This window comes from uncultured Thermosynechococcus sp. (assembly GCF_938074695.1).
Classification (GTDB): domain Bacteria; phylum Cyanobacteriota; class Cyanobacteriia; order Thermosynechococcales; family Thermosynechococcaceae; genus Thermosynechococcus.
In genome coordinates, this window is record NZ_CALJEM010000055.1 from 1 (window position 1) to 12,979 (window position 12,979).

Consider the following 12,979-nt stretch of genomic DNA (forward strand, 5'->3'; position numbering starts at 1 on the left):
ATCGCCACTTCATCGCCGTAGGGGACGGGTTAAATAGGGTACCCACAGGGCGATCGCTGCCACAAAAATCAGCAGCAAGCCAAGGGGCATCTCAATGGACTGCCAGAATAAAAATCTCAGGGATACCGCTTTAGCATTCTGTACCGAAAAAAGGGCGATCGCCCCACTGCCCATCATCCACAAAAGAAAGAGTAAAAAGCGGCGCATCTATCTTTTTTTACTTTCAGCCTTTTCTGCTTGGCGGATCATGTCTTCTGTTTTATGGTAGCGGTTATAGACCGAAAAGCCATCCAACATCCCTTTGAGCAGACCATTGAGCTGAGCGCGACTACTGGCACTGACTGTACTCAAGGGTGACGGCAAAAAGCGATCGCCAAAAGCCACAAAGACCACCCCCCCCACCAGCAGCGGCAGGATTAAATCCTTGACGCGCATGTTGAGACCCACCTTAACACGCATTGCGCAACCCTCCACAACAGAACAATTCAAGCGATTGATGGAAAGAAATACCCCTCAGCCTGCAGTCATCCCTACGCTATTAATGTGCCTCATGCAACAGGGAAAGTTTACAGTGAGTAGCCAAAAAACTAATTGAGCGATCGCCCTTTTCCCACCGCCGCCGCAGCATTGCCTCAATCTGAACCACCTCTTCCCGAAAGAGGGATGAAATCCTTGGGAAAGTTGTTGCTAGTATAGTAGGCAAGCCATCCAGACCCTAACGCGCCCTATGGTCAACACATCCTCATCTTCCTCTCGCAAAGCGCTGACTGTGCGCGGCAGAGCCGCCAGCCCCACAGAACGAGCTATTGTTGCCGCCGGTTATGCCAGTATTGATCAGGTGCGGGAGGCCATGAATACCGCCCGCAAAACCGGTAAATCTCTGGTGACCGTGCTGCAGGAGATTACGGGCACCACCATGCCCCCCGATTTGTTGCGCCAGTACCACAAGCAACAGCTTTTTGAACTCAAAGTCATCTACGGTGTCGATTGCCTCGACCCCGAACTCAATCGCTTCCCCATCGAGCAAATCGAGGAACTGATCAACACAATTGTCCCGATTGACACCTGCCGCACCTACCAAGTGATCCCTGTTGCCAAACATCTCGACGCCGACCCTCCCTATCTGCTGGTGGCAATGGTGGATCCCGATAACCTGCAAGCCATTGACAACCTCAACCGCCTCCTGCGCGCTCACAACCTCACCCTCAAGCGGATGGTGATCACCCTAGAGGACTACCAACGCCTCATTGACCCCATTCTCAACAAACAAGTGGCGGAAACGGCCGCCAGTAAAGCTGCCCCGGCCGCGATTGGTGAAATCAACATTGAAGAAGACATCGAAGCCATAGGGGGTCTCGAAGAACTGGAAGGGGAGCAAGAGGTTGACCTGGCTGAAGCTTTAAGAGGGGCAGAAGACGCACCGATTATTGCCCTGGTGAATAAAATTTTGGCCAAAGCCCTCACTGAAGGGGTTTCTGATATTCACGTTGAACCTCAAGAGGAATACTTGCGAATTCGCTTCCGCAAAGATGGGGTATTGCACCAAGCCTTTGACCCCCTGCCGAAGAAGATCGTACCCGCCGTGGTTTCCCGCTTCAAAATCTTGGCTGACCTCGACATTGCCGAGCGGCGTGCCCCCCAAGATGGTCGTATCCGCAAAATGTTCCAAGGGCGACGGGTGGACTTCCGCGTGAATACCCTCCCCAGCCGCTGGGGTGAAAAGGTCGTACTGCGGATTCTCGATAACTCCGCCACCCAACTGGGTCTGGACAAGCTGATTACCGACCCTGAGAGTCTGGCCATTGTGCGGGAGATGATCAAGCGTCCCTTTGGCTTGATCCTCGTTACAGGACCCACTGGTTCAGGGAAAACCACCACCCTATACTCGGCGCTTGCTGAGTGTAATCATCCTGGGGTCAACATCAGCACAGCGGAAGACCCGATTGAGTACACGCTCCCCGGCCTAACACAGGTGCAGGTCATTCGTGAAAAGGGCATGGACTTCGCCTCCATTCTACGGGCCTTTCTCCGCCAAGACCCCGATGTGATTCTGGTGGGGGAGACTCGCGACAAGGAAACAGCCAAAACCGCCATTGAAGCGGCCTTAACAGGTCACTTGGTGCTGACCACCCTGCACACGAATGATGCCGCCAGTGCCGTTGCCCGTCTCTCGGAAATGGGGATTGAACCTTTTATGGTCTCCGCCTCCTTAATTGGTGTCGTCGCCCAGCGCCTCATGCGGCGGGTATGTACTGAGTGTCGCATTCCCTATACTCCTACCCGTGAAGAATTAGCACGTTTTGGGCTGTCGGCCTCAGAGACAACCGGCATTACGTTCTACAAGGCCAACACATTAACCCCTGAACAAATTCAGACTGCTAAAGCCAGCGGGCAACCGATTTGCAGTAAGTGTGGCGGTGTTGGCTACAAAGGGCGGTGTGGGGTCTATGAAATTATGCGGGTGACGGAGCGCCTGCAAAGACTGATTACCGAGGGTGCCCCCACTGAACAGATTAAGGAAGCGGCGGTGGAAGAGGGGATGAAGACGCTGCTGGCCTACAGCTTAAATCTTGTCAAGCAGGGGTTGACTACCCTCGAAGAAGTGGAGCGCGTCACCTTTACGGACACAGGTCTCGAATCAGAACTCAAGGCCAAACGTAAGAGTTCTTTGACCTGCCGTAACTGTGGTGCCGAGGCGCAGCCCGAATGGTTAGAATGCCCCTATTGCATGACACCCCGCTTTGTGGATTGACAAGATCAGGATTATCCATATCCAGTGATAACTTTCGTGTTGTTGACCAAACCACTTAGATGAGGAACACCCTATGGAGCTAATGATTGAAGACCTAATGGAGCAAGTGGTGGCCAATGGCGGCTCCGATTTACATATCTCTGCTGGCTTACCCCCCTACGTTCGCATCAGTGGCAAGCTCACACCGATGGACTACGAGCCACTCACCCCAGAGCAATGCCAGCGCCTGATCTTCAGTATGCTCAACAATACCCAACGCAAACACCTAGAGCAAAACTGGGAGTTGGACTGCTCCTATGGGGTGCGGGGTTTAGCACGGTTCCGCGTCAATGTCTATAAGGATCGGGGAACCTACGCTGCCTGCTTGCGGGCCCTGAGTTCTAAAATCCCTACATTTGAGCAGTTGGGGTTGCCCAATGTGGTTCGTGAGATGTGTGAGCGCCCCCGTGGTTTGATTCTAGTAACCGGCCCCACGGGATCAGGAAAAACCACCACCCTTGCGGCCATGATTGACCTGATCAACAAGACCCGTGCCGAGCATATTCTGACAATTGAGGATCCCATTGAGTTTGTCTATGAACCCATCAAAAGTCTCATCCATCAACGGCAAGTAGGCGAAGACACCAAGAGTTTTGCCAATGCGCTGCGGGCAGCCTTGCGCGAAGACCCCGACATTATTCTGGTGGGTGAGATGCGGGATTTAGAAACGATTCAATTGGCCATCTCCGCAGCGGAAACGGGGCACCTTGTCATGGGGACGCTCCACACCAGTTCTGCGGCTCAAACTGTTGACCGCATGGTGGACGTGTTCCCACCAGAGCAGCAACAGCAAATTCGTGTCCAGCTGTCGAACTCGTTGGTGGCCGTCTTTAGCCAAACGCTCGTTCCCAAGAAAAATCCTAAGCCGGGTGAATTCGGGCGGATTATGGCCCAAGAGATTATGGTAGTGACCCCCGCGATCTCCAACCTGATTCGTGAAGGGAAAACGTCACAAATTTATTCGGCGATTCAAACGGGAGGCAAGCTGGGGATGCAAACCCTTGAAAAGGTTCTTGCTGATTACTATCGCGCTGGAATCATCACCTATGAAGCTGCCATGTCTAAATCCTCGCGTCAGGATGAGCTGCAACGTCTCATTGGCACGGGAACACCGGCGGCAGCCGCACGCTAGTTAGCAATCATTGAGAAAAGAAGGGGTATTCAGTCATGGCAACCTATGAAGTGCGGATACGGGATGCCCAAGGCAAGTACAAAACCGTCCGCGAGGAAGCTGCGACACCGCGGGAAGCACGTATGGCCTTGCAATTGCAAGGGGTACAGGTTCTAGAGGTCAAGGAGGCAAAAACCCTTACCCTGAAGTCTGATATTGACCTCAGTTTTTTAGCAAAGATTACGGTGAAGGACAAGGCCATCTTTGCTCGGCAGTTTGCGGCACTTGTGAACGCAGGCGTGGCGTTGGTGCGCGGGATCGGTGTGTTGGCCGATCAGTGCACAAACCCAAAACTGAAAAAAATCCTCATGGCCGTCAACAACGACATTCAGCAGGGGAGCAGCCTAGCGGATGCAATGCGCCCTCATCCAGAAGCCTTTGACAATCTTTTCATTGCTATGATCCAAGCTGGGGAAACGGGGGGGGTGCTGGACGAAGTGCTCAACCGTCTTTCCAAACTACTAGAGGATCAAGCCCGACTCAACAACCAGATCAAGTCTGCCCTGACGTATCCCGTCGTGGTGGGTCTGCTGGCAGTGGGGATTTTCTTGGGGATGGTGATTTTCCTCATCCCTGTTTTTGAGGGAATTTTCAAACAGTTGGGTGGGGAATTGCCCCCCTTTACAGCCATGATGGTGGCCCTTAGTCAGTTCCTGCGCACGCCCCAGTACATGGCTTTGTTGATTCTCTGTGTGGTTGGTTTGGTCTTAGGAATTCGCTTTTACTACAAGACCCCCAACGGTCGCCTGACGATTGACGGTTTGTTATTGAAGCTACCTCTTTTTGGTGAGTTGGTGGAAAAAACGGCGGTGGCACGCTTCTGCCGCACGTTTGGCTCACTCTCCCGTTCCGGGGTACCGATTTTGCGCTCCCTTGAGATTGTCAGTGCTACAGCGGGTAACCAAGTGATTTCCAATGCTATTGACCGCGCGGCAAAGGAAGTGCAACAGGGAGGAATGCTCAGCCTTGCCCTACAACAGGAACGGGTGTTTCCAGTTCTGGCGACCCAAATGATTAACGTGGGGGAAGAAACAGGGGAACTGGATAAGATGCTGATGAAGGTGGCAGACTTCTATGAAGACGAGGTGGAGCAAGCGGTCAAAGCCCTCACGAGTGTGATGGAACCCTTGATGATTGCGGTGCTAGGGGGTATGGTAGGGTCAATTCTGGTGGCGATGTACCTGCCCATGTTCAAGATCTTCGATCTGGTCAAATAACCCTGGTTATGGTCCCTCGGTCTCCGTCGCGCACCCATTACGATGTCCTTGAGGTGGCACCCACCGCCTCTTTAGCGGAGATCCGCCGTGCCTATCGGGAAAAGAGCAAGCTCTACCATCCGGATACGACCACGTTGCCGCTGGCGATCGCCCGTGAGGAGTTCCATCGCCTCAATGAGGCCTATGCAGTGCTGAGCAATCCGGAACAGCGGCAGTGGTATGACTTGCAATTGCGCTTGCGGTTACAATCAAAACAGGCCAGCCCGATGGGGATAGGAAGTTCCCATCGTCGCCCGCAAGAGTCTGGGCGTTCTACCGCGATGCTCTCCGAGGATCGCCCCCTCTCGCCAGGGGAGCTTTTTGCCTTGTTTATCTTAGGGATGACATTTGTCGGTTGTCTGGTGCTGGCGGTGATTGTCGGTTTGTCCCAACAGGGGCAAGAATGGATCTTGCAAATTGTCAGTTACATTTCAGAACTTGGATGAATACCCTGCCTAATCCCCAAACGCCCCTCTACAACCACGCCTTGCCGCAAATTGAAGCATGGCTTCAACAGCAGGGCTGTGTGCGGGACGAAACAGACATTCATTGCTGGGAGTTAGAGCACCCCCAGTGGTCAGCCCGGATTTGCTTGGACATTGAAGAGCTACAGGTAACCTATCGCGATCGCCGTGCAGGCACTGTTGTGCAACGATCTTTTAAGTACTCCTGTCCCCGCGCTGCCGTAGAGGAAGCGATTTTTGCAGGCCCTTAAACCGCCATCATGACGGGCATTGCTGGAGTTTTTTGGCCGGTTTGATCCTTGATTCGCTTCAAGCCAAAAATCCAGAGAATTTGATCTTCAATGGCTGCCGCTTGCTCTTTTGCCCCTGCTTTCAACAGCAGTTGGTAGGTCATCATCAGCTTCTCAATTTCAGCCACTTGGGTACGGACTTCTTCTTCATCTAGATAGAGACTTTCAAGAACTGCGTTCAAGTCTGCCTCGGGATCAGCCACTAAACAAGCCCCCTCCACCGCCACAGATTTGAGCTGCCCCTGGTATTGCCGCAGCAGACGGCGAATGGTGTAGGCAGTAACAGGTAATAACTTTCTCATGTTGTGTTCCCCCAGTTTTTATCGGCACTTTTCACAGCCAAGTTTCCCTCTGTTCACTTCCACCCGTGGGCAAATTTTGTGGGGGATCAACAGGGGAGATAACTATTCATGAAGGGCTGGTTTACCATACGTTATTATTCTATGCACTCTGCAACTGGGGGATCATGCGTAATTCTACGGAGAAGCACTTTTAGATGTGATTTAGATCACGAAAGTCATGACATTATGGACATTTGAGGACATTGTAAATTTATGTCAAGAAACTATAACTGTTAACAACATGTAACAAGGCCATTTATCGCGGCTGGCGGAGTTCCTGAATGCTATTGCGAATCTGCTGCAGGGCAAAATCAATCTCTGTCTCTGTAGTGGTACGCAATAGGCCAAAGCGCAGTGAGGCACGGGCAAGGGCGGGCGATCGCCCTAGGGCGAGGAGGACATGGGAAGGAGTTGGTTTTTCGCTACTACAGGCAGCCCCCGTTGAGAGGGCAACGTGGGGATAAATAGAGCGCAGGAGGGTATTACCCTCAACCCCACCAATACTGACATTGAGACAGTTGGGCAAACTCTGCTGCCAATCCCCATTGAGATAAATCTCCCCAAGGGAGGCCAGCCCCTGCCACAGCCGTTCTTTAAGACGCCATAGATGGGGAATATCGGTGCCTTGACGTTCCTGAGCCAGTTGTACCGCCGTGCCAAAGCCGACAATCAGGGGAGTGGCCAAGGTGCCCGATCGCCAGCCCTGTTCTTGACCGCCACCGTGGAGCTGAGGGGCTAATTGGACGCGGGGGCGATCGCGCCGCACGTACAGAGCACCAATCCCCTTAGGGCCATAGAGTTTGTGGGCAGTGAGGGACATGAGATCCACTTGGAGTGCTTGCACATCCAAGGGAATTTTCCCCAAAGCCTGAGCGGCATCGGTATGGAAGAGCACCCCGCGCTCGCGACAGCGGTGCCCAATCTCCGCCAAGGGCTGGAGCACCCCAATCTCATTATTGGCGGCCATCACCGACACCAAGATGGTCTCCTTGGTAAAGGCTTGTTCTAACTCACCAAGATCAATGAACCCTTTCTCATTGACCCCCAGATAGGTGATGCGAAAGCCAAGGGACTCCAAGTAGCGGCAGGGGGCTAAGACCGCATTGTGCTCGGTCTGCACGGTAATCACATGGCGACCCCGACTGTAGTAGGCTTCCGCCACTCCCTTAATCGCCAAGTTGTCTGCTTCGGTGGCACCGCTGGTAAAAACGATTTCTTCAGGATGGGCATGGATGGCTGCGGCAATGGTTTCGCGCGCTTGATCAATAGCTGCTGCCGCCTCCCAGCCGTAGGCATGGGCACGATTACTGGCATTGCCGGGGCGATCGCTAAAATAGGGCAGCATGGCTGCCAGCACTTGAGGATCAACAGGCGTGGTGGTCATCCCGTCCAAATAGATTGGTTTCATCCGAGCTGGCGATAGAGTATTCTATATTTCAGCCTAGCAAGCTCAACTCAGGGGCAAGTCTAGGTGCCAGCGGCACTATAGTGAAAATAGAACAACACGTTACCTCTCAGCCCAGGGTTGGCCGAGCGGATGAGGCAGCGAACTCATAATTCGCCATAGGCTGGTTCAACTCCAGCACCCTGGATTTTTCAATCGAATCACCGCGAATCCCGCGATGCCTTCCGCTAAACTGAAAGAAGCTTTATATCGCAAATTTTGCCATGAGTAGCCCCTATAAACCGCAACAGGCCTCCGACAAAAACCTTGAAGCCATGCGCAAGTTTGCGGAAACCTACGCCAAGCGCACGGGAACCTATTTTTGCTCCGATTTGGGGACAACTGCCGTGGTGTTAGAGGGATTAGCCAAGCATAAGGACGATTACGGCTCTCCCCTGTGTCCCTGCCGCCACTATGAAGACAAAGAAGCAGAAGTTGCGGCCGCCTACTGGAACTGCCCCTGTGTGCCCATGCGCGAACGGCGGGAATGTCACTGTCTTCTCTTTCTAACCCCAGATCATCCCTTTGCGGGTACGGCTCAAGAGATTTCCTTTGAGCAAATTCGCGAGGAAACCAATCGCTTTACAGTTTCTTAGTACTTTAGGATAACCATCATTGCATCCCTATAGATGCCGACAGGAACGAACTGACGGGCGGGAATGGGACTAGAGATTTCAAGGGGTGTAGGGGCATGATTCACAGGCCCTAAGGTACGCAAACTGCTCCCGCCGATACTATCCCCCCAAATTTGTCGAGGTGTAAAATGGCTTGCATGACCAATGCCAAAGCCAATCGTGACTTTGCCTCTTTCTCCTCTATTGCGGTGCCTAGGGAATCGAGCCTTTGCCCATCTTTATGCGGCGCAAACGATCAACCTAATTGGGGATGCATTCACGTGGCTCGGCCTAGGACTCCTTGCTTTTGAGTTGGCAGGCGAGAATTCGGCACTATGGCTCTCAACCGCCTTAACCCTGCGGGTCACCCTCTTTGTGCTATTGGCTCCTATTGCCGGTGTCTTAGCAGATCAGTTGGATCGCAAGGGGTTGATGGTGACAACCCATCTTGTGCGTATGGTTTTGGTCTCATTGTTTCCATTTGTCAGTGATAGCTGGCAATTGTATCTGCTGGTAGCCCTGCTCAGCGGATTTCACGCCCTCTTTACCCCAACCTACACGGCCACATTACCTCTAATCACAACTGCTGAGGAGTGCCCAGCAGCGATCGCCCTCTCGAATGCCACATATCAGCTCCTAAGTGTTTTAGGCCCAGCCCTTGCGGGCAGTGTTGCGGCACTGTTTAACACTCGTTCAGTGTTCTTCTTGGATGCCTTGACGTTTTTGGGAGCAGCGGGATTAATTGCTGGGCTGCCCACGGCTTTGCTTGTCCCTAGAGAAGGAGTGGTCTCCCCCCATAGAGGATTTCTTGAGGAGCTTAGCGTCGGCAGTCAGTGCCTTTGGTGGGATGCAGCGATTCGCTATGGGTTGCTGCTGCAATTGGTGGCGGCGATCGCCGGCGCTGAAATTTTGGTGAATACTGTTGGCTCTGTTCAGGGTACGCTACAGGCAGGAAGTCAGGCCTACGGCTCGATCATGGCGGCATTTGGTCTGGGTGCTACTCTGGCTGCGGTTATTTGGGGTTATTTCTGTCGCAGGCTCAGTGCAGTGGTGGCGATGGGTCTGGGAGGGATACTGACGGTGCTGCCGCTCCTGACTGCCGATGGTGCCAATGTTCCTAGCCTTGCTCTGCTGTGGGGGATCGCTGGTATGGGTAAAACCCTGGTCAATGTACCCATGCAGACAATGATTGCTGAGCGAGTGGCCGTGGATTTGCAGGGGCACGTTTACGGTGCCCAGTTTGCTTGGAGTCATCTTTGGTGGGTCTTGGCCTATCCCCTAGCGGGATGGTTTGGCAGTCAATTTCCCGCCCAACACTTTTTCTATGCAGGTCTCAGTGGTCTAGTGCTTTTCATCGCCTTTGCCGTTTTGAGCCAACCGTGGCAATTGCAGCATCTCCCCACCGGTTTTTGGCATAGTCATCCCCATGATCACGACAGCGAACATGATCATCATCATCCACACCGGCTACAGGTTCATCCGCACTTGCACTTTCATACCAACCAACCCACGGCAATTAGATAACACCATCGGCAGTCAACAGGGCTTTGTAGAGTCCGGGTCGGCGATCGCGGAAGAAGCCATAGGCGGCCCGCAGGCGCTCAATTTCCTCTAGATCGAATTTGTGAACTAGAACCGCTTCTTGGCAGCGATCGGCCTCGGCCACCAGATCTCCCCTCGGATTGGCAATAAACGAGCTGCCATAAAATACTTGCCCCCCCTCATCCCCAACGCGATTTGCCGCCACTACGGGAATCACATTGGCCACGGCATGGCCAATCATGACCCGTTGCCACGGATCCTTGGTATCTAGCGTTGGATCCTGAGGTTCACTGCCAATGGCGGTGGGATACACCAGCACCTCTGCTCCCATGAGGGTCATCACCCGTGCTGCCTCCGGGAACCACTGATCCCAACAGATGCCGACGCCAATTTTGCCATAGCGGGTGCGCCAGACCCGAAAGCCTGTATTTCCCGGTCGGAAGTAAAACTTTTCCTCATAGCCGGGGCCATCGGGAATATGACTTTTGCGATAGACACCGAGATTAACTCCCCCCGCATCAATCATCGCCACACTGTTGTAATAGACGGTGCCCGCCTTTTCAAAAAAGGAGACGGGAATGACCACCTCCAGTTCCCGCGCCAAGGCTTCAAAGTGGGCAATTGTTGGGTGGTTTTTTAGGGGGTGTGCCCGCTGAAAGTGAGTCTCCCGCTCTTCCTTACAAAAATAGTGCCCTTCAAATAGCTCCGGCAGGACAATGACCTGCGCTCCCTGCTGATGCGCCTGCCGTACCAAATCGCTGAGGTGCAAAATATTGGTCTCAACATCATCGGTCAGTTGAGCTTGAATGGCAGCAACAGTCAGTGTTCTCATAATTCCTGCTGGGTAATGCAATGGAAGGCGCCTCCTCCCTCCAAAATCGTGCGGGCGGGAAGGCCAACGGTTCTGCGACTGGGAAAGAGCTTAGCGATCGCTGCAACGGCTTTGGCATCGGCTTCGACACCATAGGTGGGGACAACCACCGTGGTATTGGCAATGTAAAAGTTTAGATAGCTCGCCGGCAAAATCCCTCCTCCGCGGCTAGGGATCCGCCCCGGTGAGGGCACCGGGATCACCGTTAGGGAGCGGCCTCTGGCATCCGTCAGGGTTTGCAACTGTTCGTAAATGGTCACCAAGGTCGCATGGTTGGGATCCTCAGGACTTTCGGGCAACATACAGACCACCGTTGCGGGGGCTACAAAACGCACGAGCGTATCAATGTGTCCATCCGTGTGGTCATTCACAAGGCCACAGGAGTCAATCCAGAGGATTTTGCTCACACCAAGGGCTGGCTTGAGGCGGGCTTCCACCTCCGCAGCGTCTAAAGAGGGGTTGCGGTTAGGGTTGAGGAGGCACTGACGAGTGGTAAGGCAGGTTCCTTCACCATCTACTTCGATGGCTCCCCCCTCTAATACTAGGGACACCGTCCTGTAGGGCACACCCATGAGCATGGCTAGGCGCATCGCTAAGTCGCTGTCGCCGGGGAAGAGGTACTTTTTCCCCCAACCATTAAAAGGCAAACAGAGGAGGCAACGCTCCCCCGCTGCATTGATTAAGCCCACAGGAGCCGTATCCCGCAGCCAAATGTCACCAAAGGAGAGTTCATAAAACTGGGCATTGAGACCCCCTAGGTAGGCGCGGGCAGTAGCTTCCCCTGCTTCATCCAGCACCAAAATTTTCAATTGTTCCCCGCGGCAGTGGCCCGTCAGGGGATCGGGATCAGCGATCGCCCGACATAGGGCGGCAAACTCCAAACGCACCTGCGGTAGTAGGTCACCCCACAAATCTTCATGACTGGGGAAAGCCAACCAACAGGCGCGGTGGGGCAGCCACTCGGCGGGCTGAAAAAAGGGGGACATGAGGAGCGATTAGCCCTTTTTGTTGGTTTTAGGCGCAGGCTTAGCAGCGGCTTTTTTCCCTTTGGGGGTTTGCTGGGGCTTGGCACCACTATATTTACGGCGGAAACGTTCCACTCGCCCTTCGGCATCAACAATTTTCTGGGTGCCTGTGAAGAAGGGGTGGTTGCCTGACCAGATGTCCACATGCAGCTCCGGTTTCGTGGAACCAACCGTCATGACCACTTCACCATCGCAATAGACTTTGGCTTCGGGATACCACTGGGGATGAATATTTGGTTTTGGCATAGGAGGCTCACCACAAACGAAAAGGATAGGACAAAAGTTTTAGCGTTTTGAGTATTGGGGGGCTTTGCGAGCTTTGCGCAAACCGTATTTACGCCGCTCCTTGGCACGGGGATCGCGGGTGAGATAGCCTTCCGTTTTCAAAGGCTTACGGTTTTCGATATCCAGTTGACACAGGGCGCGGGCAATCCCCAAACGAATGGCATCTGCTTGCCCTGTGAGACCACCTCCCCTAGCATTGACATAGATATCGTAGCTACTTTCAAGGCCAAGGGTTTCCAGGGGGGCTTTCACCAAGTTGAGATAGGCGGGATTGTTTTGCAGGTAGTCCGCCCCATTGCGGCCATTAATCAACAGTTGACCGCTGCCGGGGATCAGGCGTACCCGTGCCACCGCCGACTTACGGCGACCGGTTCCCAAGTAAACGACTCGTTTGGACTGATCAGCAATCTGCATCGTTAGGCTCCCGGAATTGTATTAATGGTTAAAGGCTGGGGTTTTTGGGCTTGGTGGGGATGCTCAGGCCCAGCATAAACTTTCAGCTTGGTAAAGAGTTTGCGGCCAAGGGAATTTTTCGGCAGCATCCCTTTGACAGCGTGCTCAATAATCCGCTCTGGAATACGGGCTTGCAGTTGATCAAAGGTTTCAATTTTCATACCGCCGGGGCGTCCCGAGTGACGACGGTAGAGCTTTTTGGAGCGTTTTTTGCCGGTGACGGTAACTTTCTCGGCATTGATGACAATCACAAAGTCACCAGTATCCATGTGGGGGGTGTAAATAGCTTTATTTTTGCCCCTAAGTATGCGGGCAATTTCTGCGGCTAGCCGACCCAGCCGTTGGTTAGCAGCATCAATAACGTACCACTGGGGAGCAAGGTCATCCACGGCGGGCAGGGGTGTCTTCATGGTATTGGTCATCACAAACTCC

General features: G+C 53.5%; 16 protein-coding genes and 1 tRNA gene. 8 read left to right on the forward strand and 9 right to left on the reverse strand.

Going from position 1 to position 12,979, the window contains the following annotated elements:
- Nucleotides 1-9 precede the first annotated feature (9 nt).
- Both Q0683_RS08070 and Q0683_RS08075 read right to left on the reverse strand, forming a co-directional pair.
- Nucleotides 10-207 (reverse strand): lipopolysaccharide assembly protein LapA domain-containing protein, encoded by a 198-nt coding sequence (locus Q0683_RS08070; RefSeq protein ID WP_298615169.1) that lies wholly within the window; start codon nucleotides 205-207, stop codon nucleotides 10-12.
- Nucleotides 208-459 carry a hypothetical protein gene (locus tag Q0683_RS08075; protein ID WP_298615166.1) on the reverse strand — a complete coding sequence of 84 codons (252 nt, stop codon included), beginning with the start codon at nucleotides 457-459 and terminating at the stop codon, nucleotides 208-210.
- Nucleotides 460-727: 268 nt separating this feature from the next.
- Between Q0683_RS08075 and Q0683_RS08080 the strand changes: the two genes are divergently transcribed.
- The 5 genes from Q0683_RS08080 (at nucleotide 728) to Q0683_RS08100 (ending at nucleotide 5,933) form a co-directional block, all read left to right on the forward strand.
- The gene (locus tag Q0683_RS08080; protein ID WP_298977195.1) at nucleotides 728-2,752 is read left to right on the forward strand and encodes a GspE/PulE family protein; all 2,025 of its coding nucleotides are present in this window, start codon (nucleotides 728-730) and stop codon (nucleotides 2,750-2,752) included.
- Nucleotides 2,753-2,825: 73 nt separating this feature from the next.
- The gene (locus Q0683_RS08085; protein ID WP_298977197.1) at nucleotides 2,826-3,923 is read left to right on the forward strand and encodes a type IV pilus twitching motility protein PilT; all 1,098 of its coding nucleotides are present in this window, start codon (nucleotides 2,826-2,828) and stop codon (nucleotides 3,921-3,923) included.
- Between the two features lie 35 nt (nucleotides 3,924-3,958).
- On the forward strand, nucleotides 3,959-5,179 hold the full coding sequence (locus Q0683_RS08090; RefSeq protein ID WP_298977199.1) for a type II secretion system F family protein: 1,221 nt from the start codon (nucleotides 3,959-3,961) through the stop codon (nucleotides 5,177-5,179).
- An 8-nt stretch (nucleotides 5,180-5,187) separates the two neighbouring features.
- Complete coding sequence (locus tag Q0683_RS08095; RefSeq protein WP_298617056.1) at nucleotides 5,188-5,664, forward strand: J domain-containing protein; 477 nt, start codon at nucleotides 5,188-5,190, stop codon at nucleotides 5,662-5,664.
- Nucleotides 5,661-5,933 (forward strand): DUF3143 domain-containing protein, encoded by a 273-nt coding sequence (locus tag Q0683_RS08100; protein ID WP_298977201.1) that lies wholly within the window; start codon nucleotides 5,661-5,663, stop codon nucleotides 5,931-5,933. Before Q0683_RS08095 ends, Q0683_RS08100 begins: the two co-directional genes overlap by 4 nt.
- Here the strand turns inward: Q0683_RS08100 and Q0683_RS08105 are convergent.
- Both Q0683_RS08105 and Q0683_RS08110 read right to left on the reverse strand, forming a co-directional pair.
- The gene (locus Q0683_RS08105) at nucleotides 5,930-6,274 is read right to left on the reverse strand and encodes a hypothetical protein (RefSeq protein WP_298617057.1); all 345 of its coding nucleotides are present in this window, start codon (nucleotides 6,272-6,274) and stop codon (nucleotides 5,930-5,932) included. The two genes, Q0683_RS08100 and Q0683_RS08105, sit on opposite strands and share 4 nt — an antisense overlap.
- 295 nt (nucleotides 6,275-6,569) lie before the next feature.
- The gene (locus Q0683_RS08110; protein ID WP_298613733.1) at nucleotides 6,570-7,721 is read right to left on the reverse strand and encodes a cysteine desulfurase family protein; all 1,152 of its coding nucleotides are present in this window, start codon (nucleotides 7,719-7,721) and stop codon (nucleotides 6,570-6,572) included.
- 111 nt (nucleotides 7,722-7,832) lie between these two features.
- On the opposite strand from Q0683_RS08110, the gene Q0683_RS08115 reads away from it, so the two are divergent.
- The 3 genes from Q0683_RS08115 (at nucleotide 7,833) to Q0683_RS08125 (ending at nucleotide 9,895) form a co-directional block, all read left to right on the forward strand.
- Nucleotides 7,833-7,905 (forward strand) — tRNA-Ile (locus tag Q0683_RS08115).
- A 76-nt stretch (nucleotides 7,906-7,981) separates the two neighbouring features.
- Nucleotides 7,982-8,353, forward strand: coding sequence for a ferredoxin-thioredoxin reductase catalytic domain-containing protein (locus Q0683_RS08120; RefSeq protein ID WP_298613731.1), 372 nt, complete (start codon nucleotides 7,982-7,984; stop codon nucleotides 8,351-8,353).
- 183 nt (nucleotides 8,354-8,536) lie between these two features.
- Complete coding sequence (locus tag Q0683_RS08125; RefSeq protein WP_298617058.1) at nucleotides 8,537-9,895, forward strand: MFS transporter; 1,359 nt, start codon at nucleotides 8,537-8,539, stop codon at nucleotides 9,893-9,895.
- Here the strand turns inward: Q0683_RS08125 and aguB are convergent.
- The 5 genes from aguB to rplM are packed head-to-tail and all read right to left on the reverse strand — an operon-like array spanning nucleotide 9,888 to nucleotide 12,969.
- The gene (gene aguB / locus Q0683_RS08130; RefSeq protein WP_298977205.1) at nucleotides 9,888-10,745 is read right to left on the reverse strand and encodes an N-carbamoylputrescine amidase; all 858 of its coding nucleotides are present in this window, start codon (nucleotides 10,743-10,745) and stop codon (nucleotides 9,888-9,890) included. The genes Q0683_RS08125 and aguB overlap by 8 nt on opposite strands.
- Entirely contained in the window at nucleotides 10,742-11,770 is a 1,029-nt protein-coding gene (locus Q0683_RS08135; protein ID WP_298977207.1) for an agmatine deiminase family protein, read from the reverse strand. Before Q0683_RS08135 ends, aguB begins: the two co-directional genes overlap by 4 nt.
- 9 nt (nucleotides 11,771-11,779) lie before the next feature.
- A complete protein-coding gene (gene rpmE / locus Q0683_RS08140; protein ID WP_298613723.1) occupies nucleotides 11,780-12,055 on the reverse strand; it encodes a 50S ribosomal protein L31 in 276 nt (91 codons plus the stop codon).
- A gap of 39 nt (nucleotides 12,056-12,094) precedes the next feature.
- The gene (gene rpsI / locus Q0683_RS08145; RefSeq protein WP_298613721.1) at nucleotides 12,095-12,508 is read right to left on the reverse strand and encodes a 30S ribosomal protein S9; all 414 of its coding nucleotides are present in this window, start codon (nucleotides 12,506-12,508) and stop codon (nucleotides 12,095-12,097) included.
- Nucleotides 12,509-12,510: 2 nt separating this feature from the next.
- Complete coding sequence (gene rplM, locus Q0683_RS08150; protein WP_298613719.1) at nucleotides 12,511-12,969, reverse strand: 50S ribosomal protein L13; 459 nt, start codon at nucleotides 12,967-12,969, stop codon at nucleotides 12,511-12,513.
- Nucleotides 12,970-12,979 lie beyond the last annotated feature (10 nt).

What these genes read in the sequence shown, in the direction of transcription:
- Q0683_RS08070 (WP_298615169.1), bottom strand. Translation starts at nt 207, where the DNA reads ATGCGCCGCTTTTTACTCTTTCTTTTGTGGATGATGGGCAGTGGGGCG.
- Q0683_RS08075 (WP_298615166.1), bottom strand. Translation starts at nt 459, where the DNA reads ATGCGTGTTAAGGTGGGTCTCAACATGCGCGTCAAGGATTTAATCCTG.
- Q0683_RS08080 (WP_298977195.1), top strand. Translation starts at nt 728, where the DNA reads ATGGTCAACACATCCTCATCTTCCTCTCGCAAAGCGCTGACTGTGCGC.
- Q0683_RS08085 (WP_298977197.1), top strand. Translation starts at nt 2,826, where the DNA reads ATGGAGCTAATGATTGAAGACCTAATGGAGCAAGTGGTGGCCAATGGC.
- Q0683_RS08090 (WP_298977199.1), top strand. Translation starts at nt 3,959, where the DNA reads ATGGCAACCTATGAAGTGCGGATACGGGATGCCCAAGGCAAGTACAAA.
- Q0683_RS08095 (WP_298617056.1), top strand. Translation starts at nt 5,188, where the DNA reads ATGGTCCCTCGGTCTCCGTCGCGCACCCATTACGATGTCCTTGAGGTG.
- Q0683_RS08100 (WP_298977201.1), top strand. Translation starts at nt 5,661, where the DNA reads ATGAATACCCTGCCTAATCCCCAAACGCCCCTCTACAACCACGCCTTG.
- Q0683_RS08105 (WP_298617057.1), bottom strand. Translation starts at nt 6,274, where the DNA reads ATGAGAAAGTTATTACCTGTTACTGCCTACACCATTCGCCGTCTGCTG.
- Q0683_RS08110 (WP_298613733.1), bottom strand. Translation starts at nt 7,721, where the DNA reads ATGAAACCAATCTATTTGGACGGGATGACCACCACGCCTGTTGATCCT.
- Q0683_RS08120 (WP_298613731.1), top strand. Translation starts at nt 7,982, where the DNA reads ATGAGTAGCCCCTATAAACCGCAACAGGCCTCCGACAAAAACCTTGAA.
- Q0683_RS08125 (WP_298617058.1), top strand. Translation starts at nt 8,537, where the DNA reads ATGCCAAAGCCAATCGTGACTTTGCCTCTTTCTCCTCTATTGCGGTGC.
- aguB (WP_298977205.1), bottom strand. Translation starts at nt 10,745, where the DNA reads ATGAGAACACTGACTGTTGCTGCCATTCAAGCTCAACTGACCGATGAT.
- Q0683_RS08135 (WP_298977207.1), bottom strand. Translation starts at nt 11,770, where the DNA reads ATGTCCCCCTTTTTTCAGCCCGCCGAGTGGCTGCCCCACCGCGCCTGT.
- rpmE (WP_298613723.1), bottom strand. Translation starts at nt 12,055, where the DNA reads ATGCCAAAACCAAATATTCATCCCCAGTGGTATCCCGAAGCCAAAGTC.
- rpsI (WP_298613721.1), bottom strand. Translation starts at nt 12,508, where the DNA reads ATGCAGATTGCTGATCAGTCCAAACGAGTCGTTTACTTGGGAACCGGT.
- rplM (WP_298613719.1), bottom strand. Translation starts at nt 12,969, where the DNA reads ATGACCAATACCATGAAGACACCCCTGCCCGCCGTGGATGACCTTGCT.